Source organism: Streptomyces sp. PA03-5A (assembly GCF_033792725.1).
Classification (GTDB): domain Bacteria; phylum Actinomycetota; class Actinomycetes; order Streptomycetales; family Streptomycetaceae; genus Actinacidiphila.
In genome coordinates this window covers 164167-189176 of the sequence record NZ_JARAVL010000002.1, presented here as the reverse complement: position 1 = coordinate 189176, position 25010 = coordinate 164167, and the positions used below count along the sequence as shown (strand labels likewise).

Annotated in this window: 25 protein-coding genes and 1 other RNA gene; 14 read left to right on the top strand and 12 right to left on the bottom strand. The window is 74.3% G+C overall.

What is annotated here, in order from left to right:
• Positions 1-101 precede the first annotated feature (101 nt).
• The gene (locus tag PV410_RS03450) at positions 102-1925 is read left to right on the top strand and encodes a helix-turn-helix domain-containing protein (protein ID WP_500322206.1); all 1824 of its coding nucleotides are present in this window, start codon (positions 102-104) and stop codon (positions 1923-1925) included.
• A gap of 2 nt (positions 1926-1927) precedes the next feature.
• Here the strand turns inward: PV410_RS03450 and rnpB are convergent.
• Together rnpB and PV410_RS03440 are read right to left on the bottom strand one after the other, a co-directional pair.
• Positions 1928-2327: RNase P RNA component class A (gene rnpB / locus PV410_RS03445), an RNA gene on the bottom strand.
• A 29-nt stretch (positions 2328-2356) separates the two neighbouring features.
• Entirely contained in the window at positions 2357-3802 is a 1446-nt protein-coding gene (locus PV410_RS03440; protein WP_500322205.1) for an RNB domain-containing ribonuclease, read from the bottom strand.
• A 65-nt stretch (positions 3803-3867) separates the two neighbouring features.
• On the opposite strand from PV410_RS03440, the gene yaaA reads away from it, so the two are divergent.
• Positions 3868-4650, top strand: a complete 783-nt coding sequence (gene yaaA / locus PV410_RS03435; RefSeq protein WP_500322203.1) for a peroxide stress protein YaaA — start codon at positions 3868-3870, stop codon at positions 4648-4650.
• A gap of 613 nt (positions 4651-5263) precedes the next feature.
• Complete coding sequence (gene eda, locus PV410_RS03430; protein ID WP_500322202.1) at positions 5264-5911, top strand: bifunctional 4-hydroxy-2-oxoglutarate aldolase/2-dehydro-3-deoxy-phosphogluconate aldolase; 648 nt, start codon at positions 5264-5266, stop codon at positions 5909-5911.
• On the opposite strand, the gene PV410_RS03425 is transcribed toward eda, so the two are convergent.
• Genes PV410_RS03425 through PV410_RS03415 form a run of 3 tightly spaced genes read right to left on the bottom strand, consistent with a single transcriptional unit; the run spans position 5897 to position 8663 of the window.
• Complete coding sequence (locus PV410_RS03425; protein WP_500322201.1) at positions 5897-7060, bottom strand: bifunctional RNase H/acid phosphatase; 1164 nt, start codon at positions 7058-7060, stop codon at positions 5897-5899. The two genes, eda and PV410_RS03425, sit on opposite strands and share 15 nt — an antisense overlap.
• On the bottom strand, positions 7060-7803 hold the full coding sequence (locus PV410_RS03420; protein WP_500322399.1) for a zinc ribbon domain-containing protein: 744 nt from the start codon (positions 7801-7803) through the stop codon (positions 7060-7062). The genes PV410_RS03425 and PV410_RS03420 overlap by 1 nt, the downstream gene beginning before the upstream one ends.
• On the bottom strand, positions 7800-8663 hold the full coding sequence (locus PV410_RS03415; RefSeq protein WP_500322200.1) for a Nif3-like dinuclear metal center hexameric protein: 864 nt from the start codon (positions 8661-8663) through the stop codon (positions 7800-7802). The genes PV410_RS03420 and PV410_RS03415 overlap by 4 nt, the downstream gene beginning before the upstream one ends.
• A 180-nt stretch (positions 8664-8843) precedes the next feature.
• Between PV410_RS03415 and PV410_RS03410 the strand changes: the two genes are divergently transcribed.
• Both PV410_RS03410 and PV410_RS03405 read left to right on the top strand, forming a co-directional pair.
• A complete protein-coding gene (locus tag PV410_RS03410) occupies positions 8844-9974 on the top strand; it encodes a hypothetical protein (RefSeq protein WP_500322199.1) in 1131 nt (376 codons plus the stop codon).
• A gap of 59 nt (positions 9975-10033) precedes the next feature.
• Complete coding sequence (locus PV410_RS03405; protein ID WP_500322198.1) at positions 10034-10213, top strand: hypothetical protein; 180 nt, start codon at positions 10034-10036, stop codon at positions 10211-10213.
• A gap of 26 nt (positions 10214-10239) precedes the next feature.
• Here PV410_RS03405 and PV410_RS03400 read toward each other — a convergent pair whose 3' ends face one another.
• The 3 genes from PV410_RS03400 to PV410_RS03390 are packed head-to-tail and all read right to left on the bottom strand — an operon-like array spanning position 10240 to position 13146.
• Complete coding sequence (locus tag PV410_RS03400; RefSeq protein ID WP_500322197.1) at positions 10240-11178, bottom strand: 3-oxoacyl-ACP reductase; 939 nt, start codon at positions 11176-11178, stop codon at positions 10240-10242.
• A gap of 19 nt (positions 11179-11197) precedes the next feature.
• Positions 11198-12274, bottom strand: coding sequence for a Zn-dependent alcohol dehydrogenase (locus tag PV410_RS03395; RefSeq protein ID WP_500322196.1), 1077 nt, complete (start codon positions 12272-12274; stop codon positions 11198-11200).
• A 26-nt stretch (positions 12275-12300) separates the two neighbouring features.
• The gene (locus PV410_RS03390) at positions 12301-13146 is read right to left on the bottom strand and encodes a MaoC/PaaZ C-terminal domain-containing protein (protein ID WP_500322194.1); all 846 of its coding nucleotides are present in this window, start codon (positions 13144-13146) and stop codon (positions 12301-12303) included.
• A gap of 244 nt (positions 13147-13390) precedes the next feature.
• Here PV410_RS03390 and PV410_RS03385 point away from each other — a divergent pair, with 244 nt between their 5' ends.
• The 8 genes from PV410_RS03385 to PV410_RS03350 all read left to right on the top strand — a co-directional run bounded on the left by PV410_RS03385 (position 13391) and on the right by PV410_RS03350 (position 20746).
• Positions 13391-14323: an ABC transporter ATP-binding protein gene (locus tag PV410_RS03385; RefSeq protein WP_500322398.1), complete on the top strand. Its 933-nt coding sequence runs from the start codon at positions 13391-13393 to the stop codon at positions 14321-14323.
• Positions 14323-15054 carry an ABC transporter permease gene (locus PV410_RS03380; protein WP_500322192.1) on the top strand — a complete coding sequence of 244 codons (732 nt, stop codon included), beginning with the start codon at positions 14323-14325 and terminating at the stop codon, positions 15052-15054. The genes PV410_RS03385 and PV410_RS03380 overlap by 1 nt, the downstream gene beginning before the upstream one ends.
• Positions 15055-15092: 38 nt before the next feature.
• On the top strand, positions 15093-16286 hold the full coding sequence (locus PV410_RS03375; RefSeq protein ID WP_500322396.1) for a sensor histidine kinase: 1194 nt from the start codon (positions 15093-15095) through the stop codon (positions 16284-16286).
• Positions 16283-16897: a response regulator gene (locus tag PV410_RS03370; protein ID WP_500322191.1), complete on the top strand. Its 615-nt coding sequence runs from the start codon at positions 16283-16285 to the stop codon at positions 16895-16897. Before PV410_RS03375 ends, PV410_RS03370 begins: the two co-directional genes overlap by 4 nt.
• Positions 16898-17055: 158 nt before the next feature.
• A complete protein-coding gene (locus PV410_RS03365; protein WP_500322189.1) occupies positions 17056-17727 on the top strand; it encodes a class I SAM-dependent methyltransferase in 672 nt (223 codons plus the stop codon).
• 22 nt (positions 17728-17749) lie between these two features.
• Positions 17750-18628, top strand: a complete 879-nt coding sequence (locus PV410_RS03360) for an N-acetylmuramoyl-L-alanine amidase (RefSeq protein WP_500322187.1) — start codon at positions 17750-17752, stop codon at positions 18626-18628.
• Positions 18629-18757: 129 nt separating this feature from the next.
• Positions 18758-19600 (top strand): DUF5336 domain-containing protein, encoded by an 843-nt coding sequence (locus PV410_RS03355; protein ID WP_500322185.1) that lies wholly within the window; start codon positions 18758-18760, stop codon positions 19598-19600.
• A 132-nt stretch (positions 19601-19732) separates the two neighbouring features.
• Positions 19733-20746 carry an LLM class F420-dependent oxidoreductase gene (locus PV410_RS03350; protein WP_500322184.1) on the top strand — a complete coding sequence of 338 codons (1014 nt, stop codon included), beginning with the start codon at positions 19733-19735 and terminating at the stop codon, positions 20744-20746.
• On the opposite strand, the gene PV410_RS03345 is transcribed toward PV410_RS03350, so the two are convergent.
• On the bottom strand, positions 20733-21269 hold the full coding sequence (locus PV410_RS03345; RefSeq protein WP_500322182.1) for a hypothetical protein: 537 nt from the start codon (positions 21267-21269) through the stop codon (positions 20733-20735). The genes PV410_RS03350 and PV410_RS03345 overlap by 14 nt on opposite strands.
• Positions 21270-21412: 143 nt before the next feature.
• On the opposite strand from PV410_RS03345, the gene PV410_RS03340 reads away from it, so the two are divergent.
• The gene (locus PV410_RS03340) at positions 21413-21700 is read left to right on the top strand and encodes a hypothetical protein (RefSeq protein ID WP_499511603.1); all 288 of its coding nucleotides are present in this window, start codon (positions 21413-21415) and stop codon (positions 21698-21700) included.
• 7 nt (positions 21701-21707) lie between these two features.
• On the opposite strand, the gene PV410_RS03335 is transcribed toward PV410_RS03340, so the two are convergent.
• From PV410_RS03335 to PV410_RS03325, 3 genes are read right to left on the bottom strand one after another with little or no spacing between them, the layout of a single operon-like run.
• Positions 21708-22811 (bottom strand): prenyltransferase/squalene oxidase repeat-containing protein, encoded by a 1104-nt coding sequence (locus PV410_RS03335; protein WP_500322180.1) that lies wholly within the window; start codon positions 22809-22811, stop codon positions 21708-21710.
• The gene (locus tag PV410_RS03330) at positions 22808-23545 is read right to left on the bottom strand and encodes a class I SAM-dependent methyltransferase (protein ID WP_499511605.1); all 738 of its coding nucleotides are present in this window, start codon (positions 23543-23545) and stop codon (positions 22808-22810) included. Before PV410_RS03330 ends, PV410_RS03335 begins: the two co-directional genes overlap by 4 nt.
• The gene (locus tag PV410_RS03325) at positions 23539-24864 is read right to left on the bottom strand and encodes a glycosyltransferase family 4 protein (protein WP_500322179.1); all 1326 of its coding nucleotides are present in this window, start codon (positions 24862-24864) and stop codon (positions 23539-23541) included. Before PV410_RS03325 ends, PV410_RS03330 begins: the two co-directional genes overlap by 7 nt.
• Positions 24865-25010: the final 146 nt, after the last annotated feature.

The following is a 25010-nucleotide window of genomic DNA, read 5'->3' as shown; positions in this document are numbered from 1 at the left end:
CAGGCTGTCCCCATTCCGCAGTTATCCGGAGGGCCCGGGTGTTGCCAGGGCATATTTGGCAACACCCGGGCAGGCACCGGGCGACGGGAACGGAGGGGCCCTTGGAGGCGGAACAGAACGGCTTCGGGCAGGAGTTGCGCCGCAGGCGCCAGGCGGCCGGCAAGTCGCTGGGCGAACTGGCGGAGCGCGTGCCGTGCAGCCGCAGCTTCCTGAGCCGGGTCGAGAACGGCATGCGCCGCCCGACGTACGAACTGGCCGAGAGGTGCGACCACTTCCTCGAGGCCGGGGGCGAACTGCTCAGCCTCGCCCCGCGGCCGCGGCCCGCCCGCGAGCCCCGCGGCGGCAAGGAGCGCGACGGGGTCCGCGGTCCGGTCCGTACGGCGTCCAAGCTGGTCGACCGCGCCGCGCCCGTGCCGCCCGACGCCCCCGCCCTGGCCTCCGGGTACGGCGAGGAGTTCGACCGGCTCGTGCGGCGCGGCGACCTGCGGCACGCCGCGGGCCGCATGCGCGAGGCGGACCGCTGCTACCGGGAGGCGCACCGGCTGGCCGAGGGCCGGCCGCGCGCCCAGGCCCTGGCCGTGGTGCGGATCTGCCGCCGCTGGTCGGACCCGGGCCAGGTCGACCGGGAGCTGCTGCACCTGATCGGCGACAGTCTGGCCGCCCTGCGCGACGACCCCGGTCCCGAGGCCGGCGCGCTGCGCCTGCAGCTCAACGCGCACCGGGCGAAGAAGCTCTCCATGGCGGTCAGCGCGGACACCGCCGTGCCCCAGGCCGGCCCGGACAGCGGCGCGGCCCTGGCCCGGCACACGCTGGGCGGCCTGGAACGCGCGGACGCCGCGGACGCCGCGGAAGCCTCCGGCGTCGGCGAGGAAGTGCGCTGCGAGGTGCTGACCGAGTGCCGCTGGGGCCTGTACGACTTCGCGCCGGCCGCCGCCTCCCTGGCGCTGTCGGAGCGGCTGCGCGACGCCGCCGTACGCCACGGCTCGGCGCACTTCCGGGGCGAGGCGCTGATGGGGCTGGCCGTGGACCAGCTGCGCATGGGCCGGGTGTACCCGGCGCTGTCCACGGCCCAGGAGCACCGCAGGCACGCCGCCGCGAGCCGCAGTGAACTGGCCCGCTGGCAGCAGCGCACCCTCGACACCACGCTCGACCTGTGGCGCGGCCGGTTCGCGGCCGCGGCGGACTGGATCCTGCGGGAGTCCGCCGAGTACGCCGACCGGCTCGCCGCCGACCTGGACGTGCCGGCCGGCAACTTCCGGCAGACCCGGATGGGCCAGGCGTACTGGCTGCTGCGCGAGCAGGGCCGGATGCACGAACTGTTCGCGGGCGGCCTCGCCGACGACGTGCAGGAGCACGGCTACTTCCCGGTCTGGCGGGCGGGGCTCGTCCTCGCCCTGTGCGAGACCGGCGCCCGGGACCAGGCCGCCGACCTGCTGCAGGCCTTCGCCGACGACACCGACGGCTTCCGCGCCCTGCCGCCGCACGGCTGGGCGGTGCCCACGCTCGCCCTGCTCGCCGAGGCCTGCGCCGCGATCGGCGACCAGGCCGAGCTGCGGCCCCTGGTGGCCCGGCTGCGCGAACGGCTGGCCCCGCACAACGGCACCGGCATCGCCCTGGCCGGCTGGCCCACGGTGCTGGTCGCGCCCACGGCCCAGGCGTGCGGTGTGCTCGCCCTGACCGCCGGGGAACCGGACGCCGCCCTCGCGCACTTCCGCCTGGCGGCCACCCCGGCCCGCACCTCCGCCCCGCAGCTCGCCCGGCTCCGCCTGTGGCAGGCCCGAGCCCTGCGCGCCTGCGGCCGCCCGGACGCCGCCGCGGAGGCCCCGCGCCTGCTGCGCTCGGCCCGCGCGGTCGCGGAGGAGTACGGGATGGCACGGCTGGCCGCGGAGTGCGCGGCGCCGCCGGAGGAGGCCGGCGGCGGGTGAGGCAGACGAGTCGAGCTGTACGCCGGGTTCTGTCCCCGGTCGGCCTCGCGGCCGGCCGGGCGACGGCCATCCATCTAGGACCGGCGTTGCCGCCGGCCTCGTGCGGTCTACCCGCGGACTCGGGCGGGCAGCCCTCGATCGTCCGCGCAGGGCCGTCTCACGACGGCCCCTTTTGACCTTGCTCCGGGTGGGGTTTACCTAGCTGCCCAGGTCACCCTGGGCACTGGTGGTCTCTTACACCACCGTTTCACCCTTACCGGGAGCCTTGCGGCCCCGGCGGTCTGTTTTCTGTGGCACTGTCCCGCGGGTCACCCCGGGTGGGCGTTACCCACCACCCTGCCCTGTGGAGCCCGGACGTTCCTCGGCAGGACCAGGTCCTGACGCGGCCGCCCGCTCGGCTCGTCTGCCGTGGCGACCATGCTACCGGCCGATCACGCCGGGGTGAAAAGCACGGTGTGGCGGCCGGGGTCGGCCTGCGTCAGACGGACCGGGAGCGGCTCGCCGAGCGGGAGGGGTGCGGCGCCGCCGCGGACGCGGGCGACGACGGCCGGGGCACGCAGGTGGACCGTGCCGGAGGTCGGGTCGGAGTCCTTGATGTCGATGACGTAGGCGTCGAAAACCTCGCCGACGCGGTCCTTGAGCAGGGCCGCCTCGACGAGGTCGAGGGAGGCGCTCTCGATGGTGGCCGCGAAGTGCGATCCGCCGCGCATGTCGCGGGGCAGGTCCCGGAACGCGGCCGCGACCCACTCCGGCGGCTCCTGGCCGGCCACCGCGGCCAGGCAGAACTCGGCGGCGTAGCGGTCGACGAGGCGCCGCAGGGGCGCGGTGCAGTGCGTGTACGCCTCGGCGACGGCGGCGTGCACGGCCGGCTCGGCGGGGTGGCCGGGCCAGAAGGGCGTGTAGTCGGCGCCGCGGAACAGGCTCGTCGCCTCGTGCAGGAACGCAGCGTGGGTGGTGCGCTCCGGGTCCAGGGTGCGGACGAGTTCGGCGTACGAGGTCATGTGCGGCCAGTCGATGCGCAGCGCCGCGGCCACCCTGCGCAGCCTGGCCACCTCCCCGTGCGGGGCGAGCGGGAGCGTACGAAGGATGCCGGTGCCGGAGCGGAGCATGACGCCGGCGGCGACCATGCCCGTGAGCAGGGAGATCTGGGCGTTCCAGGCGTCGACGGGGCGCGGCGCCCGGTACCGCAGGGCGTAGCCGCCGTCGAGCTCCACGACCTCCTGCTCGGGCACGTTCAGGGAGATGCCGCCGCGGGCCCTCTCCTGCTCCTCGCGCAGCCGGCCGACGGTGCGGAGCAGCGCCACGGGCTCCTCGGCGGTGCCGGCGTCGATCGCGTGCTGCACGCCCGCGTAGTCCAGCCGGGCGCGGCTGCGGACGAGCGCCCGGCGGACGTCGACGTCGGTGACCGCGCCGTCCGTGTCGAGGTCGATCCGCCACAGCACGGCGGGCCGGTCCTGCCCGGCCAGCAGGCTGGCCGCCCCCTCGCCGAGCACCGGCGGGTGCAGGGGCACCCGGACGTCGGGGAAGTACAGGGTCTGCACGCGCCGGTGCGCCTCGGCGTCCAGCGCGCCGCCGGGCGTGACGAAGGCGGCGGCGTCGGCGATCGCGTACGACACCCGGTAGCCGCGGCCGCCCTCGCGCACGGCGAGGTGCATCGCCTGGTCCAGGTCGAGCGACCCGGGCGGGTCGACGGTGAAGAACGGCACGTCGGTGGCGTCGTACGCGGGCAGCCGGGGATCGCGCGCCGCCTCCTCGGCCTCCCCGAGCACGTTCGCCGGGAAGTCCCGCCGCACGTGCAGGTCCGCGCGGAGCGCGTCCAGCGCGGACCTCAACCGGACTCCGTCGGCGGTGGTGACGCGCAGGGGACGACGAGGCATGGAGCGAGCCTAAGTCGGGCGGTCGTAGGCTGCACTGCACCGGGGAAACGTGAAGGAGAACAACAGTGCTCGTCCTGCTACCGCCGTCCGAGGGCAAGGCCACCGACGGCACCGGCCCCGCCGTCGACCTGGGCTCCCTCTCCCTGCCCGGGCTCACCACGGCCCGCGCGACGGTGCTGGACGAGCTCGTCGGGCTCTGCGCGGGCGGCGACGAGGACAAGGCCGCGGACGTGCTCGGGCTCAGCTCCGGACTGCGCGGCGAGATCGCCCGCAACGCGGGGCTGCGCGAGGCGCGGACCCGGCCCGCGGGCGAGATCTACACCGGCGTGCTCTACGACGCCCTCGGCCTGGACACCCTGGACGCCGCCGCCCGGCGCCGGGCCGCCCGCTCGCTGCTGGTCTTCTCCGGGCTGTGGGGCGCGGTCGGCGTCCGGGACGCGATCCCCGCGTATCGCTGCTCGATGGGCGTGAAGCTGCCGGCGCTCGGGTCGCTCGCCACGTACTGGCGCACGCACCTCACCGAGGCCCTCCCGGACGCCGCGGAGGCCGCGGGCGGGGGCCTGCTCCTGGACCTGCGGTCCTCGGCGTACGGGGCGGCGTGGAAACCGGCCCCGCGCAGCGCGCTCGCGGGGCGCACGGCGACGGTGCGGGTGGTGCAGGCCGAGACGCGGAAGGTCGTCAGCCACTTCAACAAGGCGACCAAGGGGCGGATCGTGCGGGCCCTCCTGGAGTCCGGGGCGCGCCCCGGGAACCCCGACGCGCTCGTCGCGGCCCTGCGCGACCTGGGCTTCACGGTGGAAGTGCCTGCGCCCGGCCGCCTCGACGTGTTGGTGACGGACGTCCACTGAGTTCTTGTGCGGGTGGGTTGTGGTTGCGGCTCGCTGTTGTGTGCGGGTCGTTTGCGCCTGCGGCGGGCATCCCCCGCCCTCCCGCCCGATTGCCCGGCGCGGTCAGTGCGGGCCTCGCACCGTGTGCCTGGGTCGGGGCCGCGCCGGCGCACGTCCTCAGCGCTCGCGGTTTACCCCCACATCGTTCGGCGCCGCGCGTACCGCTCGTCGGTTCCGGGCGCACCCCGCCACACCCCCTCCCGTTGTGTGGGCGCATGACGGCCGGTGGGGGTTCAGAAGGGCACTTGTGGCAACCCCGGACCGCCTTCTCACCCCTACCGGCCGTTAGTCGCCTAGACAACCGGAGGGGTGTGGCGGGGTGCGCCCATGGGGGTCCCCCCGACCGAAGGCTGGGGGGCGTGCCCCGGCGCGGCACCGGCCCCACAACGACCGCGCGAGGCGGTCACTGACCGCGCCGGGCAATCGCGCGGGAGGGCGGGGGACGCCCGCCGCAGGCGCAACGGAGCCGCACACAACAACAGGCCGCAACACAACAACAGGCCGCAAGGGGCACCCCGTTGCGCAGGCTGCAACGCGCGTTGCGGGCGCCGCACGGGGGCGGCACGATGCCACGGTGCTGAACCTCGCCCCCGCCGCCCCCGTGATCCCCGTCCTCACGCTGGACGACCCCGCCGACGCGGCCCCGCTCGTCCGGGCGCTGGTCCGCGGGGGGTTGACCGCGGTGGAGTTCACGCTGCGGACGCCCACCGCGCTGGAGGCGATCGCCGCGGCGGCCCGCGAGGTGCCCGAGGCAGTCGTGGGGGCCGGGACCGTGGTGCGGGCGGAGCAGGTGGGGGCGGCGGCGCGGGCCGGGGCGCGGTTCCTGGTGAGCCCGGGGTGGACGCCGGGCCTGCTGGACACGATGACCGCGTCCGGGCTGCCGTTCCTGCCCGGCGTGTCGACCGCCTCCGAGGTGGTCGCCCTGGCCGAACGCGGCGTGACGGAGCTGAAGTTCTTCCCCGCGGAGGCGGCCGGCGGCACGGCGTACCTCAGGGCGCTGGCCGCCCCGCTGCCGGACGTCCGGTTCTGCCCGACCGGCGGCATCGACGCGGAGCGCGCACCGGCGTATCTGGCGCTGCCCAACGTCGCCTGCGTGGGCGGTAGTTGGATGGTCCCGCAGGACGCCCTGCGGGACCGCGACTGGGACCGGGTGGAGCGGCTCGCCCGCGAGGCGGCCGCGCTGCGGGCAACGGCGCGGCCCGCGCCGTCAGCGCAGGTGTGACGTGTCGTTGAGCAGCCGCAGCGACGCGTTCCCGTCCCCGTAGTACGCCACCACCGACAGCGCCGCCGGCGACAGCTCCATCCGGAACAGCGACTCCGGCGGGGCGCCCAGGGCGAGGCGGACCAGGGTCTTGATCGGGGTGACGTGGGTGACCAGCAGGACCGTGCGGCCGGGGTGACGGGCGAGGAGCTTGTCCCGGGAGAGGGAGACCCGGCGGGCGACGGCGGCGAAGCTCTCCCCGCCGGGCGGGGCGGCCTTGGCCGAGCCGAGCCAGGCGTCGAGTTCGTCCGGGTAGCGCTCCTTCGCCTCGGCGAAGGTGAGCCCCTCCCAGGCGCCGAAGTCGGTCTCGCGCAGCCCTTCGTCGACGCGTACGTCGAGGCCGAGCCGGTCCGCGACGGCCTGCGCGGTCTGCCGGCAGCGCGCCAGCGGCGAGGTGACGACGGCCTGGACGGTGCCGCGGGCGGCGAGGGTGTCGGCGGCGCGCCGGGCCTGCCAGAGGCCCTTCTCCGAGAGTTCCGGGTCGTCGCCGCCGCTGCCGGAGAAGCGCTTGTCCGCGGTGAGCGGGGTCTCGCCGTGCCGCAGCAGGACGAAGGTGGTGGGCGTGCCGAGGTCGGCCGCCGCCGCCCAGCCGACGGGCGGGGCCTTGGGTGCCTCGTTCACGGCCTCGTCCACCGGTTCGGGCTCGGTGGCGGCGGTGACCAGCGCGGCGGCGGAGCGGCCGGGCTCCCACTGCTCGCCGCGCTTGCCGGCGTCCATCGCCTCGTTGGCGAGCCGGTCGGCGTGCTTGTTCTTCTCGCGCGGGATCCACTCGTAGCTGACCTGCTCCGCCGGCAGGACGGTCTTCGCCTCGGCGGCCAGCGGCCGCATGTCCGGGTGCTTGATCTTCCAGCGGCCGGACATCTGCTCGACGACCAGCTTGGAGTCCATCCGCACCCGTACCCGGGCCTGCGGGTCGATCGCGCGCGCCGCGCGCAGCCCGGCGATCAGGCCCCGGTACTCGGCGACGTTGTTGGTGTGCCGGCCGATGAACTCGGCGGCCTCGGCGAGCACTTCACCCGTGGCGCCGTCGCAGACGACGGCGCCGTACCCGGCCGGTCCCGGGTTGCCCCGGGACCCACCGTCGGCCTCCACCACCAACGTACGGGCCATTACAGGCCCGACTCGGGGGTGCGGACGAGGATGCGGCGGCAGTTCTCGCAGCGCACGACCTCGTCGGCGGCGGCCGCCCGCACCTCGTTGAGCTCGGTGATGTTCAGCTCCAGCCGGCAGCCCTCACAGCGCTTCTGGTAGAGCCGGGCGGCGCCGACGCCGCCGGACTGGCCGCGCAGCTTGTCGTAGAGCTTCAGCAGGTCGGCGGGGACCGAACCGGCGATGATCTCGCGCTCCTTGGTGACCGTGGAGCCCTCGGCGTCGATCTCCTGCAGCACCACGTTGCGGCGCTCCGTGGACTCGCCGGCCTTGGCCTGCACGGACTCCAGGCGCCCGGTCAGCTCCTGGACCCGCTCCTGCAGGCCCTCGCGGCGCTCCATGACCTCCAGGACGACGTCCTCGAGGTCGCTCTGCCGCTTGGCGAGCGAGGCGATCTCGCGCTGCAGGTTCTCCAGGTCCTTGGGGGAGGAGACCGCGCCGGAGTCCAGCCGCTCCTGGTCGCGGACGGCGCGCTTGCGCACCTGGTCCACGTCCTGCTCGGCCTTGGTCTGCTCGCGGGCGGTGTCGCTCTCCTCGGTCTGGGCGGCGACCAGCAGGTCGCGCAGCTGGGTCACGTCGGAGTTCAGGCGCTCGATCTCCGCGTGCTCGGGAAGGTTGATGCGCTTGTGGTCCAGCTGCGCGAGGCGCGCGTCGAGGGCCTGGACCTCAAGCAGTCGGATCTGGTCTGCGGGCGCGGCTTTCAGCGGGGGGCTCCTGAGGTCGTGGGTTCGTCAAGGGGAAGTGCCGGGGCGTGGGCCGTCCACGGGTCGGTGACGGCGCGCGAAACGGACGTTCGCAGTGCCCAGCCGTGCCGTTCGCAGACCTCGTCGAGCCGGCGCGCGGCCTGCTCGCACCAGGGCCATTCGGTGGCCCAGTGGGCGGCGTCGACGAGCGCGGGCGGACCCGCCTGCTGCGCCTCGGACGCCGGGTGGTGGCGCAGGTCGGCGGTGAGGTAGACGTCCACCCCGGCCCTGCGCACATCGTCGAAGAGGCTGTCGCCGGAGCCGCCGCACACCGCCACGGTGCGGACCTGCCGCTCCGGGTCGCCCGCGACGCGCAGTCCGGTCGCGGTGGCCGGCAGGCCGGCCGCCGCACGGCGCGCGAACTCCGCCAGCGTCATCGACTCGGGCAGTTCGCCGATCCGGCCGAGGCCGCGGCGGCCGGCCAGGTCGGCGGGGTCGGGCACGAGGGGTCCGGTGACCCGCAGGCCGACGGCCTCGGCGAGGGCGTCGGAGACCCCGGGGTCGGCCCGGTCGGCGTTGGTGTGCGCCACGTGCAGCGCGACGTCGTTCTTGATCAGGGTGTGCACGACGCGGCCCTTGAAGCCGGTCGCCGCGACCGTCGTCGTCCCGCGCAGGTAGAGCGGGTGGTGCGTGACCAGCAGGTCGGCGCCGGTGGCGATCGCCTCCTCGACGACCTCCCGGACCGGGTCGACGGCGAACAGGACCCGGCCGACCTCCGCGTCCGGGTCCCCGCAGACGAGACCGACGGCATCCCACTGCTCGGCCCATGCCGGAGGCCAGAGGGCTTCGAGGGCGGCGATGACGTCGGACAGTTTCGGCACGGGTCGAGGTTACCGCGCCGGTGGCGGGCGGCCGGAATCCCGGGCTGGTCATGAGCACACCGAGCATCCGAAGTCCGACGGAACGGGACGAGAGCCACCCTTATGTGTGAAGACCACCAACTCGTGTCGGACGCCCGGGCGTGCGAAAACTAGCGTCGTGGCCCGGAGGTGAGCCACACCATGACAGCCTGCGCCACCGAGACCACCACCGTGCGACGGGCCGGGTTCACGATCGCCGCGGACGGCTCCTACGCCGCCTGCCTGGCCCAGGCACCCGACGGGGGTGACGGCTGGTACCCCGAGCGCTGGACGCTCGGCGGGCCCGAGCCGTACACCGTGCCCCTGCCCGGCAACCAGCCCGAGGAACAGTGCTCCGAGGTCCTGCCGTTGCCCGACGGCCGCGTGCTCATCCGCCGCCGGGTCGCCGACCGGTACGACCTCGCCCTGCTCTACCCGACCGGTCCCGGGACCGGCGAACTGCTCGTCGGCTCGCTGCCGGGCGGGGACGCGGAGGCGCGGCTGCTGCCCCCGGTCGCCTCCGGCGAGGCGTACGCGCTCACCTACGACCCGGTGCGCGAGGTGTCGGCGGTGTGGCTGGTGCACGACGACCGGGACCTGCGGCCGCGCCGGCTGGCGGAGGTCCCGGGCCGCTGCGGGGGCGGCGCGTGGCTGGACCGGGCGGGCCGGCTGCTCGCGCTGGACCGCGAGGCGGAGGGGACGGTCAAGACGGTCGCCGTCGACCTGGAGCGGGCCGGGGCGGTCAGCCCGCTGCTGCAGATCACCGAGGGGAGCAACGACCGGTTGCTGCTCGCGGAGCCGGACAGCGGGCTGCTGATAGTGCGCACCGACGCCACCGGCGAGGACCGCATCGGCTGGGGCGTCCTGGGCAGCCGCCGGCCCCTGCGGTTCGCCGAGTGCCTGCGTGTCCCGGACGCGGTGCTCACCCCGTTCGCGGCGCAGCCCGGCCAGGTGCTGATGCCCGAGGCGTGCGCGGTGGCGCTGCGCGCGGACGGCCCGCACGGCACGTCGCTGGCGGTCTGGCGGCCCGGGGAACGCCGTACCACCTGGCTGTCGGCGCCGGAGGGCTGGCTGCCCGGGGCCGGCCTGTGGTCGGACCGCGGGGTGCTGCGCCTGCCGTACGCCTGCACGCACTGCCCGTGCGGCACGGTGGAGTACCAGGCGCCGCCCGCGGTGCCCGTGCCGCCCCCGCCGGGGAGCGCGGCGGAGGGCGCTCCCGCGGACGTCCCGGAGGCGGCCACGACCAGCCCTGTGCTCCCGTTGCAGAAGGCGCCGCTGGCCACAGGATCTTGAATCGGTAAACTCCTGCGGCGTTCCGCGCACCTTGCACGCTAGTCACGGGGAGTTTCCTCATGTCCGATGCCCGACACGACGCCGCCGCCGAGGCCCGCCTCGAGGACGGTTCCGCCGAGGGCCAGCACGCCGGCCGCCACCGCGGTACGGCTTCCGCCCAAGACGACAGCGCCCAGGTGGTCCAGGCGCCGCACGGCCGCCACCGCCGCCCCTCCGGGCCCCCCGCCATGGAGGTCTGACGGGCCCGGAGCCCGGAAGGCCCGGTTCAGCCCCCGTGGCGCAGGGCCAGGACGTCGGTGGCGGCGAAGGTGTCACCGGGGTCACGGCCCGCCCAGTACGGGGTGAGCAGGTCGTCCAGCTCGTCGTGGGTGAACGCCTCCTTGGCGGTGTCGAACCTCGCCGCGACGCGGGGGCGGTCCATCACCGCCACCATCCCGCCGTGCACGACGAACAGCTGACCGGTGATCCGGTCGGCCGCCGGTGACGCCAAGTAGCCGACGAGCGGGGCGACATGCTCCACCCCCAGCGGGTCCGGCCCGTCCCCGGGCCGCCCGAGGCCCGCGAAGACGTCCTCGGTCATCCGCGTGCGCGCCCGGGGGCAGATGGCGTTGACGCGTACGCCGTACCTGCCGAGGGCGGCGGCCGTCGACGAGGTGAGGCCGACGATGCCGCCCTTGGCTGCCGCGTAGTTGGGCTGGCCGGCCGAGCCGGCGAGGAACGCCTCGGACGAGGTGTTGACGACCCGGCCGTAGACCGGGGTGTCCGTGGTCTTGGCGCGCTCGCGCCAGTGGGCGGCGGCGAACCGGGTGGTGGCGAAGTGGCCCTTGAGGTGGACCCGGACGACGGAGTCCCACTCGTCCTCGGTCATCGAGAAGACCATGCGGTCCCGCAGGATCCCCGCGTTGTTGACCAGGATGTCGAGGGCCCCGTACGTGCCGACCGCCAGCCCGACCAGGTCCTGCGCCTGCCCGAAGTCGGCGACGTCCCCGTGGTGCGGCACCGCGTGGCCGCCGGCGGCGGCGATCTCGGCGACGACCTCGTCCGCGGGGGTCGCCGACGCCGCGCCGGAGCCGTCGCGGCCGGGCTGCCCGTAGTCGTTGACGACCACGTTGGCGCCCAGCCGCGCCAGTTCCAGCGCCTCCGCACGGCCCAGGCCGCGTCCGGCCCCCGTCACGATCGCCGTCCTGCCGTCCAGCACGCCCATGCCTTCTCCAGCCCTGGTGTCAGACCGCGATGCAGGTGCGCAGCGCCTCACCGCTGCGCATCTGGTCGACGGCCTCGTTGATCCGGTCGAGCCGTACGCGGTGGGTGATGAGCCCCTCCAGGTCCACGCGTCCGGCGCGCCAGAGGCGGATGACGCGGTCGTAGGACCGCAGGACGTCGCCGCCGCCGTAGAGGGAGGGCAGGATGCGCTTCTCGTCGAAGAAGAGCTCGAACATGTTGATCTGCAGGAGGTCGTCCATCGCCCCGGCGCCGACGACGCAGAGCGTCCCGCCGCGGCGGGTGGTCTCGTAGGCCGTGCGGGCCGTGGCGCTGCGGCCGACGACCTCGAAGACGTAGTCGAAGCCCTCGCCGCCGGTGATCTTGGCCTTGGCGTCGGCCAGTTCCTCCGGGGCGACCGCGTCGGTGGCGCCGAAGCGCAGGGCCGCGTCGCGGCGGGACTCCACGGGGTCGACGGCGATGATCTCCGAGGCGCCGGAGGCGCGGGCCCCCTGGATGACGCTGATGCCGACGCCGCCGCAGCCGATGACGGCGACGGACGAGCCGGGGGTGACCCGCGCGGTGTTCAGCGCGGCGCCGATGCCGGTCGTGACGCCGCAGCCGATGAGGGCGGCGATCTCGTACGGCAGGTCGTCGGGGATGGGCACGGCGCAGGAGGCGGAGACCACGACCTCCTCGGCGAAGGTGCCGGTGCCCGCGAAGCCGAAGACGTCCCCGGCGGGGCGGCGGAAGTTGGGCGTACCGGCGTTCATGAAGCCGGCCAGGCACAGGTGGGACTGGCCGCGCCGGCAGGCCGGGCAGGCGCCGCAGGCCGGGAGCCAGCAGACCAGGACCCGGTCGCCGGCCGTGAGGCCCTCGACGCCCTCGCCGGTCTCGACGATCTCCCCGGCGCCCTCGTGGCCGGGGACGAAGGGCGCCGGCTGCGGCAGGACGCCGCTCATGGCGGACAGGTCGGAGTGGCACAGCCCGGTCGCCCGCAGCCGGATGCGCACCTTGCCCAGGCCGAAGCCCACCGTCTCGATGTCGTCGACGACCTCGAGCTTGTCCTGGCCGATCTCCTGCAGGAGCGCTGCACGCATGGGTGTTCCCCTCTCCCCTCCGGGGCCTACGAGTACTCGACGACGGTGTCGGCGAGGACCGGCGCGTCGTCCCGTTCGACGGCGGTCGCCGACGCCAGGACGCGGCCCTGTTCGGACCACATCCGGATGCGCAGGGTCTCGCCGGGGAGGAAGACCCCGGCGAAGCGGGTGGAGCAGGACCGTACGCGGCCCGCGTCGTCGCCGAGCAGGGTGTCGACGACGGCCTTGAGCGTGATGCCGTAGGAGCACAGGCCGTGCAGGATGGGCCGGTCGAAGCCGGCGTGCTTGGCGAACTCGGGGTCGGCGTGCAGCGGGTTCCAGTCGCCGGAGAGCCGGTAGAGCAGCGCCTGGTCCTCCCGGGTGGCACGCAGGACGGTGCGGTCGGGGGCCCGTCCGGGCGGCGCGGTGCGGGCGGAGGGGCCGCGGTCGCCGCCGAAGCCGCCCTCGCCGCGGACGAAGATCTGCGCGTCGGAGGTCCACAGCGGCCCCTGCTCGTCGGTGACCTCGCGGCGCAGCACGATGACGGCGGCCTTGCCCTTGTCGTACACGTCGGCGACGCGCGAGGTCTGCAGCGCCCGGCCGCGGACGGGGACCGGGCGGTGCACCTCGATGCGCTGCGCGCCGTGCAGGACGGCGGCGAGGTCGATCTCGATGCCGGGAAGGGACAGCCCGCCCCGGGCGTCCCCGGCGGCGACCGAGCCGCCGGCGACGGTGGCGAAGCTGGGCAGGACCTGCAGGCCGGGGCCCTCGAGGGCGTAGTTGAGGGTGTTCGCGCCGAGGCCCAGGTGGTAGAGGATGACGTCCCTGTGGTCCCAGACGAGTTCGGCGCTGCGGGGTTCGGCCGAGGTGGCGGCGACGACGTCGATCGGCATGTCCGGCGGCTCCTTCGCTGCGCGGTGGGCCCTGGCGCGGCCGTCCGCACCGTCGGCCCCGCCAGGGCGTCTACTAGAACGCGTTCTAGCCAGCCCATGTATAACGCATCGCCCGGCCGCTGGGAATAGCTGACGCGTCGTCAGAACTGCCGCCGGTAGTGACATTTGTCCTGCCCGGGTCCGTACATTCCCCACTGACCCGGCGGGGGGCGGCCGCCCTAGTGTCGGTGACATGACGACGACAGTGAATTTCACCAGGGCCGTCAAGACGTTCGGCGCGGTACGCGCGGTGGACGGCGTCGACCTGGAGATCCGGCGGGGGGAGTCCGTCGCCCTGCTCGGCCGCAACGGCGCGGGCAAGTCCACCACGATCAGCCTGCTGCTCGGGCTCAACGAACCCGACAGCGGCGAGGTCAGGCTCTTCGGCACCACCCCGCACACGGCGGTCCGCGCGGGCCGGATCGGCGCGATGCTGCAGGACGGCCGGCCGATCCCCCGGGTGACCGTACGGGAGCTGCTCACCTTCGTGGCGCGCACCTACCCACGCCCCATGCCCGTGGCCGAGGCCCTGGAGCTGGCCGGCCTCACCGAGGTCGCCGGCCGCCGCGCCGACCGGCTCTCCGGCGGCCAGGCGCAGCGGGTCCGCTTCGCCGTGGCCCTGGCCGGCAACCCCGAGCTCATCGTGCTGGACGAGCCCACCGCCGCCCTCGACGTCGAGGCCCGGCGCGCCTTCTGGGACTCGATGCGGGCGTACGCGGCCCGCGGCAACACCGTGCTGTTCTCCACCCACTACCTGGAGGAGGCGGACGAGAACGCCGACCGCATCGTGGTCATCGACCGCGGCCGTGTCGTCGCCGACGACAGCGGCGAGCGCATCAAGCGGGCCGTCGGCGGCAACCTCGTCTCCTTCGACCTGGCCGGGACCCCCACCGAGGGCCTGCGGCAACTGCCCGGGGTGGTGACCGTGGAGGTCCGCGGCGACCGCGCCCTGCTGCGCTCCGCGGACTCCGACGCCACCGTCGTCGCCCTCGCCGACCGCGGCATGGTCCGCGGCCTGACGGTGACCGCCGCCAGCCTGGAGGACGCGTTCCTCTCCCTGACCTCGCAGTCCTCCGCCGAGGACGCCACCCCCGCCACCGCCACGGACACCGCCGCCCTCACCGAGGAGAAGGTCTGATGCTGCTCGCCTACGTCTCGCTGGAGATCCGCCGCACCCTGCGCGACGCCGGATTCGTGATCTTCGGCGTCGGCATGCCCGTCATGATGTACCTGCTCTTCACCAACCTCGGGGTCAGCGGCTCGGAGGAGGACAAGTCCATCGCGCTGGCCTCCATGATCGGCATGGCCGCGTACGGCGCGCTGGGCTCGGCGGTGTCCACCGGGTCCAGCGTCGCGGAGGACAAGGGCCTCGGCTGGCTGCGCCAGCTGCGGATCACCCCCATGTCCCCGCTGCTGGTCGTCACCGGCCGCTGCATCAGCGGCTCGGTCACCGTGCTGCCCGCCATCCTGGCCGTCCTGCTGGCCGGCGGGCTCGTCAACGGCGTCGAACTGGAGCCCTGGCAGTGGGCGGCGGTCGGCGGGCTGCTGTGGATCGGCACCGCCCCCTTCACCCTGCTCGGCCTCGGCAACGGCTACCGGCTGTCCGGGCAGACCACCGGCGTGGTGAACATGGCCTGCAACCTGGGCCTGTCCGTCGTCGGCGGACTGTGGATCCCCTCGTCCGTCTTCCCCGGCTGGCTGCGGGCGGTCTCCGAGTGGACCCCGTCCCACCGCTTCGGGCAGCTCGGCTGGAGCATCGCCGACGGCGCGGTCCCGCGGGCGGGTACCGTCGCCGTGCTCGCCGCGTGGACGGCCCTGTTCGGCGCGTACGCCGTGTACGCCTACCGCCGCTCGGCACGCACCCCGTGAAGACCACCGGCACCGTGGAGAAGGAGGAGACGACGGCCATGGCGACGACGGAATCCCGGCCCCCGCTGCCGGCACGCATCTGGCGCGAGTGGCGGCACCTGCGGGTGACCCGGTCCGCCTCCACGGAGATCGAGGACCTCAAGCCCCCGACCCGCTTCACCTTCCTGCCCTGGCTGCTGATGGGCGTGGGCGCCCTGTCCCACCTCCTGCAGGGCAAGGCCGCCAACCCCTGGCTCGGCGGCCTCGGCCTGCTGGCCTTCAACTCCCTCTACATCGGGGTCGTCTTCACCGCCCTCAACCCGCGCGCCGCGGCCGGGAAGGCGCCCCGGCTGTACCTGCTCGCGCTGGCCGCCGTCACCTACGCCCTTGCCATCGGCTACGGCGGCAGCTGGCTGGTGTTCTTCCCGCTGCTGTCGCTGGCCGTGGGGATCGTGGTGCGCGGCCGGCGGATGGGTCCCGTCCTCGTCGCCCTCGCGGTGTCCGCCGGGATCGTCTCCGGGCTGCGCAGCGGCGACATCTGGGACGGCGTGTCCATCGGGTACGGCAGCCTCATCTCCGGCCTGGTGACCGCGGCCATGCTCACCCTCTTCGACGCGGTGACCCAGCTGCGCGCCACCCGCCAGGAGCTGGCCCGCAACGCCGTCGCCGAGGAGCGGCTGCGCTTCTCCCGCGACCTGCACGACCTGCTGGGGCACACCCTCTCCGTGGTCGTCGTCAAGGCCGAGGCCGCCCGCCGGCTCGCCCCGCGCGACCTGGACGCCGCCCTCGCCCAGGTCGCCGACATCGAGGCGGTGGGGCGCCAGGCCCTCACCGAGATCCGCGAGGCCGTCACCGGCTACCGCGAGGGCAGCCTCTCCACCGAGCTGGACCGCGCCCGCTCGGCCCTGACGGCGGCCGGGATCGAGGCCGTCGTCAAGGAGTCCGGCCCGCCGCTGCCCTCGCAGACCGAGGCCCTCCTCGGCTGGGTGGTGCGGGAGGGGGTGACCAACGTCGTACGGCACAGCGGGGCCACCACCTGCGTCATCGAGCTCGCCGGCGCCGACGGTCAGGTACGCCTGCGGATCACCGACGACGGCCGCGGCGTAGGCTCGGCCCCCGGGTCGGGCTCCGGCCTGAAGGGGCTCACGGAGCGGCTGGCCGCGGCCGGCGGTTCCCTCGGCACCGGCCCCGCGCCCCGCGGCGGGTTCCGGGTCGTCGCCGAACTGCCGGTGGAGGAGGAACAGGCCGTATGAGCAGCCCCATCAAGGTCCTGCTGGCCGAGGACCAGGGCATGATGCGCGGGGCGCTCTCCCTGCTGCTGAACCTGGAGGACGACATCGAGGTCGTCGCGGAGGTCGCCGCGGGGGACGAGATCGTCACCACGGCGCTGGAGGCCCGGCCCGACGTCGCCCTGCTCGACATCGAGCTCCCCGGGCGCAGCGGGCTCGACGCGGCGGCGGAACTGCGCGAGCGGCTGCCGCAGTGCAAGGTGCTCATCCTCACGACCTTCGGCCGCCCCGGGTACCTGCGCCGCGCCATGGAGGCCGGGGCGTCCGGCTTCCTGGTCAAGGACGGCCCCGTCGAGGAACTCGCCGCCGCGATCCGGCGCGTCCTCGCCGGGCACCGCGTCATCGACCCCGCCCTGGCCGCGGCCGCCCTCAGCACGGGGCCCAGCCCGCTGACGCCGCGCGAGCAGGACGTGCTCAACGCGGCGGCGGACGGGGCGACGGTGGCGGACATCGCGGCGCGGGTGCATCTGTCGGAGTCGACGGTGCGCAACTACCTGTCCTCCGCCATCGGGAAGACGGGCACCCGGAACCGTACGGAGGCGGTGCGCACGGCCCGCCACAACGGGTGGCTCTGACCCTCTGCCCGGGGTGCGTTCTGTGGGGCCCGGTTGTCGTGTGCGGGCTGCCTGCGCCTGCGGCGGGCATCCCCCGCCCGCAACACACAACGGCGCCGCACACAACAACGGGCCGCGGGGGTCACCCCCCGCATCGGGGACCGCACGCGTGGGGGACGATGGGGGGCATGAGCACGCCACCCCCCGCAGACGTCCCCGCGGACGCACTGGCCGCCTTCGAGGCCGCGAAGGGCTTCATGCCCACCCACGAGGGCCTCGCCCTCCACGCGGCCGCCGCCGACGCCGCCACCCGCCTCCCGGGCCTGCCCCTGCTGGAGGTCGGGACGTACTGCGGCCGCTCCACGATCCTGCTGGCCGCCGCCGCACGCGAGGCCAAGACCGTCGCCGTCACCGTCGACCACCACCGCGGCAGCGAGGAGCAGCAGCCCGGCTGGGAGTACCACGACACGGCGCTCGTCGACCCCGAGGTCGGCCTGATGGACACCCTCCCCACCTTCCGGCGCACCCTGCACGCCGCCGGGCTGGAGGAGCACGTGGTCGCGGTCGTGGGCCGCTCCCCGCAGGTCGCGACGGTGTGGGGGAAGCCGCTCGCCCTGGTCTTCATCGACGGCGGGCACACCGACGAGCACGCCGGCAACGACTACGAGGGCTGGGCGCCGCACCTCGCGCAGGACGGCCTGCTGGTGATCCACGACGTGTTCGCGGACCCGGCCGACGGCGGCCAGGCGCCTTGGCGGATCTACCGGCGCGCGCTGGAGTCGGGCGCGTTCGAGGAGCTCTCGGTGACCGGTTCCCTGCACGTACTGCGGCGTACGGGCCCGGGAATCTGAGCCTGCGGATAGCATCGCTGACGTGTTCAAGACCAAGACACGCATCGCCGTGGCCGTGACCGCGCTGGTGCCGACGTGTGCGGCGGCCTGGCTCGTATGGACCGCGTCGGGCGATCCGGCAGCCGGCAAGAACGCCGACCTCTCGCTGAACGCGCAGCCGCTGCCGCCTTCGGCCGCGGCGTCGCAGCAGCCGTCGGCGCCGAAGGCCCTGTCCGTCGCCAAGCCGCTCGCCGGGAAGGTCGTCGTCCTCGATCCGGGGCACAACACGAGCAACAGCCGCCACACCCGCGAGATCAACCGCCTGGTCAACATCGGCACCGGCCGCAAGGCGTGCGACACCACGGGCACCGCGACCAACTCGGGGTACTCCGAGGCCTCGTACACGCTGGACGTGTCCCGGCGCGTGAGGGCGCTGCTCGCGGCGCGCGGCGCCACGGTGAAGCTGACGCAGGACGGGAACCGCGCGTACGGCCCGTGCATCGACGAGCGCGCCCGGATCGGCAACAAGGCGAAGGCCGACGCCGTCGTGTCGGTGCACGGCGACGGGTCGGCGGCCGGCAACCGCGGCTTCCACGTCATCCTCCCGGCCTCGGTGCACCGCGGCATCGCCGACACCCGCAAGATCGTCGCGCCCTCCAAGCGGCTGGGCACCGCCGTGAAGAACCACTTCGCGACGGCGTCCGGCACCAAGCCGTCCAACTACGTGGGCCGCGGTACGGGCCTGGTCGTCCGCAGCGATCTGGGCGGGCTCAACCTCAGCACCGTGCCCAAGGTGCTGATCGAGTGCGGCAACATGCGCGACCCGAAGGACGCGGCGCTGATGAAGAGCGCCAGCTGGCGGCAGAAGGCGGCCAAGGGCATCGCGGACGGCATCACGGCGTATTTGCAGGGCAGGCAGTGATCGACCGGTGTCCATCGGGTCCCGATCCTGTCACCGGGACCCTGCCGGGCTCAGCCGCGGACGCGCGTCCTCATACGATGGGGAACAGCCCTGCGACAGCGATGACGAGACGACTGACAAGGACCCCCCGTGAATAACCGCTCCCTCACCCGAGGAGACGGCGCGGTGATCGGCGCGGCGCTGCTGCTGCTGATCGCCTCGTTCCTGAACTTCTACGCCGCGAAGAACTGCGACGCGGACGGGTGCGCCGTCAGCGCCTGGAAGAGCGAGCTGTTCCCGCTGCTGCCCTCGGTGCACCTGCTGGGCCTGGTCACCGCCGGCCTGTTCGTGGCCTCGCGTTTCCAGCCCGAGGGGCGCAAGGTGCTCGGCATCGGCCTGGCCCAGTGGGGCGCGGTGCTGTCCGTGGCCGCCGCCTGGGACGCCCTGTGGTCGCTCTTCAACGGCAACGAGGCCTTCGAGCTGGGCGCCGGCGCCTACCTCTCCTTCGTCGCCGCCGCCGCTCTCGCCGCCGCCATGCTGCTCACCCTGCAGGGCCTGCCCGCGCTGAAGGCGCCGCTGCTGCCCGCTCCCAAGCCGCAGCAGCCCCAGCAGGCGCAGCCGTACGGCGGCCAGCAGGGCCAGCCGTACCCGGGCGTGCAGCAGGGCGGCTACGGGTACCCGGGGCAGACCGGTGGGCACGGCGCGCCGGCCGACCCGTCGTTCGGCGGCGGGCAGTACGGCTACCCGCAGGCACAGCAGCAGCCCCAGCAGCAGCCGCAGGCCCAGCCTTCGGCGGAGTTCACGGCCTTCTGGTTCGCGGTGCCCGTGGCGCGGCCGCTGTACGCGGAGGACGGTTCGGGCCGGCAGATCGCCGAACTGACCCCCGGCACCTGGTACCTGGCGGTGGACCAGAGCGGCACCGCCCTGGTCGCGCAGACCCAGGACGGCCGGCGCGGCGTCCTGCAGGACGCCGGCGGCATCCAGCGCGGCTGATCCCCCCGCTCCTCGCGCACCAGCCGTGCCCCGGGCCGTCCGGTCCGGGGCACGGCTGTTCCCCTTCCGGGGCGGGGGAGGTTGCCGTACCGTACGGCTGACATACCGTCAGATGCGGCAGGAGGCCTGCGCATGCGGCTCGGTCTGGCCCTCGGCTACTGGGGGCGCGGCCCCTCCCCCGACCACCTGGCCCTGGCGCAGGAGGCCGAGCGGCTCGGCTACGACTCGGTGTGGACGGCCGAGGCCTGGGGCTCGGACGTGTTCACCCCGCTCACCTGGATCGCCGCGCACACCAGCCGGATCCGGCTCGGCACGGGCATCGCCCAGATGGCGGCCCGCTCCCCCACCGCCACCGCGATGCACGCGCTGACCTTGGACCACCTCTCCGGCGGCCGGGTCATGCTGGGTCTCGGCCTGTCGGGACCGCAGGTGGTGGAGGGCTGGTACGGCAGGCCGTTCCCGCGCAGTCCGCTGACCGCGACCCGGGAGTACGTGGACGTCGTGCGGCAGGTGCTGCGCCGCGAGGGCCCGGTGGCGCTGGACGGGCGCTTCCATCCGCTGCCGTACGCGGGGCCGGACGCGACCGGCCTCGGCAGGCCGCTCAAGCCGATCACGCATCCGCTCCGGGCCGGCCTGCCGATCCTGCTGGGCGCCGAGGGCCCGAAGAACATCGCCCAGACCACCCGCATCGCCGACGGCTGGCTGCCGCTGTACTGGTCGCCGTTCCGCACGGACGTGTACGAGGCGTCGCTGGCGGACGCGCCGAAGGAGTTCATGATCGCCCCGATGGCGCGCGCCCGGCTGTGCGACGACCCGGCGGAGGGGCTGCTGCCGGTGAAGGCGATGCTCGGCTTCTACATCGGCGGGATGGGCGCCGCCTCCCGCAACTTCCACGCCGACCTGATGGCCAGGATGGGGTACGAGGAGGAGGCCCGGCGTATCCAGGAGCTGTTCCTGGCCGGGCGGCGCGAGGAGGCGGTGGCGGCGGTGCCGGACGCCTTCGCGGACGAGATCTCGCTCGTCGGCCCGCGCGGGAGGATCGCGGAGCGGCTGGAGGTGTGGCGGTCGGGCCCGGTGACCGACCTGCTGGTCACCGCGCCCGACCCGGCCACCCTGCGGGTGCTGGCCGAGCTCATCCGCCGCTGAGCTGGGACAGCGAGGGCACCTTGTCGGTGACCTTGGCGCCGGCGTCCTCGCCGGCCGACTTGACGCCGCTGATGGTGTCCTGGAAGGTGCCCACGATGTCGTCCGTGCCCTGGCCGCTGCGCAGCTTGGCCGGCAGGTCCTTGAGCGAGTCGATGCCCGCCGTCAGCGGGGCCACCAGCTTGGAGAGGGTCGGGTCGCCCTTGGCGTTCTCCGAGGCGGCCTTGAGCCGGTTGTAGGCGAAGGCCCCGGCGAGGCCGGCCTTCACCAGGGTGAGCTTGCGGCCGTCGGCGTCCTTCTTGAACTTGCCCTCGCGGTAGGGCTTGACGATCCACTGGTAGGTCGCCCCGGCGGCCAGTCCGGCGTTCGCGACGAAGCGGGTCTTGGCGAGCTTCTGCTTCTGCACGGAGGAGGTAGGGCTCGCGGTGCCGCCGCTCGCGCTCCCGTCGGAGTCGCCGCCGCAGGCGGGGACCACGAGGAGGACGCCGGAGAGCAGGAGGGCGGTCAGGGCGCGGCGCAAGGGCATGACGGTTACTCCCGGGGGATGCGGTGCGTGATCGCATCCTCGCCCGGGCCCCGGCGACCGGCCACCGCACAGGGCCGTACGGGGCGTCAGGCGCGCGCCGGCCCGCCACGTTTCAGTCCGCCGATCGGGGCAAGACGGCAGGTATGTCCAGACGTTATCGCGGCAATCTGGCGGCCACCATCATCATGGTGGCCGCGGACGTGGCGGCATTCATCCTGATCCTTTGGATCGTGCTGTGGGTCCTCGACGCCAACCGGGCGAACGACCTCGTGGAGTGGATCCACGACATGGCGTCCTGGCTCGGTGGCTGGGCCCACGACATCTTCTCCACCCAATCCGCATGGGCGCGCACCCTGCTGAACTACGGTCTGCCGGCGGCGGTCTACCTGATCGTCGGGCACGCCGTGGCGGGTCGCGTCAACCGGGCCTGACGCCCGCTCACCGGCCGGCGCAGCACCCCGCCGCCTCGGGCACCAGCCCGAGCGGCAGCCGTTCGCCCCCGAAGACCGCCGTCGTCGCCTCGTCCCCTCCCAGGGCGGCGACGGCGAGCAGCAGGGCCCCGGCCGTCCACGTGGTGCGTTCGCGGGGCCACACCGCGGGTCCGGTGCCGGCCTGCGCGTCGCCCTCGAAGACGTACCCGGTCCAGTACATGCCGTCCTCGGCGCGCAGGTGCCGGATCGCGGCCAGGATCTCCACCGCGCGGTCGGACTCGCCCATCGCCCACAGGGCGAGGGCGAGTTCCGCGCTCTCCCCGCCGGTCACCCAGGGGTTGGGCACCACGCAGCGGACCCCGAGGCCGGGCACGACGAACTCGTCCCAGCGTGCCAGGACGCGCTCCCGGGCGGCCTCGCCGCGCAGCACCCCGCCCAGGACCGGGTAGTACCAGTCCATCGAGTAGCGGTCCTTGTCCAGGAACCGCTCGGGGTGGTGGGCGATGGCGTGCCCGAGGGCACCGGCGGCCAGCTCCCAGTCGGGCTGCGGGTCCTCGCGGTGCTCGGCGACGGCCAGCGCGCAGCGCAGCGCCTGGTACATCGACGAGCAGCCGGTCAGCAGCGCCTCCTGCGGGAACGTCCCGTCCTGCTCGCGCTTCCAGGCGATCTGCCCGCCGGGCAGCTGGAGTTCCAGGACGTACTCGACGGCCGCGTACAGCACCGGCCACATGCTCTCCACGAAGGCGTCGTCGCCGGTGGACAGGTAGTGGTGCCACACGCCGACGGCGACGTAGGCGCAGAAGTTGCTCTCCCGGCCCAGGTCGGTGGGCTCGCCCTCGGCGCCGTCGGCGTAGCCGTAGGCGGCGTACCAGGAGCCGTCCGGGTTCTGCCGTCGGGCGAGCCAGGCGTAGGCGGCCTCGGCGTGCTCGTGCTCGCCTGCGGCGTCCAGCGCCATGGCGGCCTCGACGTGGTCCCAGGGGTCGAGGTGGCCGCCCTCGAACCACGGTATGGCGCCGTCCGGCCGCTGGACGGCGAGGATCCCGGCGACGGTCTGCGCGGCCTGCTCGGAGGTCAGGACGCCGGGCAGGACGAGGTGTTCGGTCCGCCTCACGCGTCGACGCCCGCCTTCGGGTTGTGCGGCTTGGTGGCGTAGGCGACGAAGCTCTTGCCGATCAGCGGGTTGAGCGTGTTCTCGGCGAGCCGGGTGGCCAGCGGCTTCTTCATGATGTCCCAGACCAGCAGCTTGTGGTACAGCTTCACCGGCAGGGCCTTGTCGTTGTCCACGCCGACGGCGCACTTGATCCACCAGTACGGGGAGTGCAGCGCGTGCGCGTGGTGGGTGCCGTACGGGCGCAGGCCCGCCTCACGGATCTTGCCCAGCAGCTCGTCGGCCCGGTAGATGCGGATGTGGCCGCCCTCGACCTCGTGGTACGCGTCGGACAGCGCCCAGCAGATCTTCTCCGGCCCGTAGCGCGGCACGGTGATCGCGATCAGCCCGCCCGGCTTGAGGACGCGCACCATCTCGGCGAGCACGCCCTTGTCGTCCGGGATGTGCTCCATGACCTCGGAGATGATGACGCGGTCGAAGCTGTCGTCGGGGAACGGCAGGCTGAGCGCGTCGCCCTCCATGGCCGTGGCGGTCGCACCGGCCGGGGCCTCCCCGGCCTCCTTCATGGCGGCGAACCACTTGGCGACCTCGCGGATCTCGTCGCCGTTCCGGTCCAGGGCGACCACGTTCGCACCGCGCCGGTAGCACTCGAAGGCGTGGCGGCCCGCGCCGCAGCCCAGGTCGAGCACGCGGTCACCCGGAGCGAGCGGGAAGCGGGAGAAGTCGACGGTCAGCACGTGGAGTCTGCTTTCGTCCGGGACGGTGACTGGACAGTGGGCCGCGGCCCCCCGGCGGCCTCGATCGCCGCGCGGTAGTGCTCGGCGGTGCCGATGGCGGCCCGCTCCCAGGTGAAGCGGGCCAGTACGCGTTCCCGGCCGGCCCGGCCGAGACGGCGGCGCAGCTCGGAGTCGCGCAGCAGCCGGCCCAGCGCCGCGGCCAGCGCGCCCGGGTCCCCCGGCGGCACGGCGAGGCAGGTCTCCCCGTCGGGCCCGGCCACCTCGGGGATGGCACCGCCGGTGGTCGCGACCAGCGGCGTCCCGGTGGCCATGGCCTCGGCGGCCGGCAGCGAGAACCCCTCGTACAGCGACGGCACGCACGCCACCTGGGCGCTGCGCACCAGGCGGACCAGCTCCGCGTCGCTGATGCCCTTGACGAAGTCGACGGCACCGCCCAGCCCGTACCGCTCGATGGCGGCGGCCACCGGGCCGTCGTCGGCCCGCTTGCCGACGACGACGAGGTGCGCGTCGGGGTGCTCGGTGCGCAGCTTGGCGAGGGCCTCCACGAGGTGGACCAGGCCCTTGAGGGGCACGTCGGCGCTGGACGTGGTGACGATCCGGCCCGGCACCTCGGGCACGGACGGGTCGGGCGAGAACAGCCCGGTGTCGGCGCCGATGTGCACGACGTGCACGCGGTCCTCGCGCACCCCGAGGTGGTCGACGATCTCCTGGCGGGAGCTGCCGGAGACGGTCAGCACGGACGGCAGCCGGCGCGAGACCCGCTTCTGCATCCGGGTGAAGCCGTACCAGCGGCGCACCGACGCCCGGCGCTTCCACCCCTGCGCGACGTCGAGTTCGAGCTGCCGGTCGACGGTGACGGGGTGGTGGATGGTCGTCACCAGCGGCGCGCCGAGGGAACGGGGGCCGCCCAGGAGGCCGTAGCCGAGCGTCTGGTTGTCGTGGATGACGTCGAAGGCCCCGCGCCGGGCGGCCAGGTGACGGCGGGCCCGCAGGCTGAACGTCAGCGGCTCGGGGAAGCCGCCGGTCCACATCGTGCCGACCTCCAGCGCGTCCACCCAGTCGCGGTACTCGCCGCGCTTCGGGGTGCGGAACGGGTCCGGCTGGCGGTAGAGGTCCATGCTGGGCAGCTCGGTGAGGCGTACCCCGTCACCGACCGCGTCGAGCACGGGGTAGGGCTGGGCGCCGATCACCTCGACGCTGTGCCCGAGCCGGGCGAGTTCCCTGGACAGATGGCGTACGTAGACGCCCTGACCCCCGCAGAACGGGTTCCCCTTGTAGGTGAGCAGCGCGATCCGGAGCGGCCTGGCCTCTGCGGTCACTCACGGCCCCCTTCTCACTGCACTTCAGCGGGAGCGTAGCCGCCCGTGCCTTGCTAGAACAAGTTTCAGATTCGGTTACTCAGGAGTTGGCCCGAGAGCACGAAGATACCTGTAGCCGTGCGGGGTGCCCTGGTCGGTCCGGGTGA

Excerpts from the sequence above, each read along its gene's own strand:
- PV410_RS03440 (WP_500322205.1), bottom strand. The coding sequence starts at position 3,802 with ATGCCTCGTCGTCCCCTGCGCGTCACCACCGCCGACGGAGTCCGGTTG.
- PV410_RS03425 (WP_500322201.1), bottom strand. The coding sequence starts at position 7,060 with ATGGCCCGTACGTTGGTGGTGGAGGCCGACGGTGGGTCCCGGGGCAAC.
- PV410_RS03410 (WP_500322199.1), top strand. The coding sequence starts at position 8,844 with ATGACAGCCTGCGCCACCGAGACCACCACCGTGCGACGGGCCGGGTTC.
- PV410_RS03405 (WP_500322198.1), top strand. The coding sequence starts at position 10,034 with ATGTCCGATGCCCGACACGACGCCGCCGCCGAGGCCCGCCTCGAGGAC.
- PV410_RS03400 (WP_500322197.1), bottom strand. The coding sequence starts at position 11,178 with ATGGGCGTGCTGGACGGCAGGACGGCGATCGTGACGGGGGCCGGACGC.
- PV410_RS03395 (WP_500322196.1), bottom strand. The coding sequence starts at position 12,274 with ATGCGTGCAGCGCTCCTGCAGGAGATCGGCCAGGACAAGCTCGAGGTC.
- PV410_RS03390 (WP_500322194.1), bottom strand. The coding sequence starts at position 13,146 with ATGCCGATCGACGTCGTCGCCGCCACCTCGGCCGAACCCCGCAGCGCC.
- PV410_RS03380 (WP_500322192.1), top strand. The coding sequence starts at position 14,323 with ATGCTGCTCGCCTACGTCTCGCTGGAGATCCGCCGCACCCTGCGCGAC.
- PV410_RS03375 (WP_500322396.1), top strand. The coding sequence starts at position 15,093 with ATGGCGACGACGGAATCCCGGCCCCCGCTGCCGGCACGCATCTGGCGC.
- PV410_RS03370 (WP_500322191.1), top strand. The coding sequence starts at position 16,283 with ATGAGCAGCCCCATCAAGGTCCTGCTGGCCGAGGACCAGGGCATGATG.
- PV410_RS03365 (WP_500322189.1), top strand. The coding sequence starts at position 17,056 with ATGGGGGGCATGAGCACGCCACCCCCCGCAGACGTCCCCGCGGACGCA.
- PV410_RS03350 (WP_500322184.1), top strand. The coding sequence starts at position 19,733 with ATGCGGCTCGGTCTGGCCCTCGGCTACTGGGGGCGCGGCCCCTCCCCC.
- PV410_RS03345 (WP_500322182.1), bottom strand. The coding sequence starts at position 21,269 with ATGCCCTTGCGCCGCGCCCTGACCGCCCTCCTGCTCTCCGGCGTCCTC.
- PV410_RS03340 (WP_499511603.1), top strand. The coding sequence starts at position 21,413 with ATGTCCAGACGTTATCGCGGCAATCTGGCGGCCACCATCATCATGGTG.